This is a genomic window from Pedobacter sp. L105, assembly GCF_009765875.1.
Classification (GTDB): Bacteria; Bacteroidota; Bacteroidia; order Sphingobacteriales; family Sphingobacteriaceae; genus Pedobacter.
The window spans coordinates 1-354 of sequence record NZ_LMUP01000021.1 but is presented as its reverse complement, the minus strand read 5'-3'; the positions used below and the strand labels follow the sequence as shown (position 1 = coordinate 354).

Sequence of the window (354 nt, the reverse complement as noted above, 5' to 3'; positions counted from 1 at the left end):
GCCTCTGAGAGCCAAGGCATCCCCTGTGTACTCTTTCTTACTTTCTTCTCTCCATAGCCTTTTGCGCCTATGGAAATGCTTTTTTATTATAGTTGTTAAATCTTCTTTTTTAAGTCGGTAATTGCTTACCTTCCTTCAAAATCCAATCAAACAACGTCTCTATTGTTGTTTGCTCTTCTTTTAACTTCTTCCAATATGTCAAAGAACTTTTCTATCCCCGGTAATTATTGCTAATTCCCTATTTTGTTGTCACTTCTATCTTAGTGACGGGTGATGGTGGAGAATAACGGAGTCGAACCGTTGACCTCCTGCGTGCAAGGCAGGCGCTCTAGCCAGCTGAGCTAATCCCCCGTA

General features: G+C 41.8%; 1 tRNA gene. It reads right to left on the bottom strand.

The features are described from left to right. Nucleotides 1-274: 274 nt before the first annotated feature. Nucleotides 275-351 (bottom strand) — tRNA-Ala (locus GSQ84_RS27700). Nucleotides 352-354: the final 3 nt, after the last annotated feature.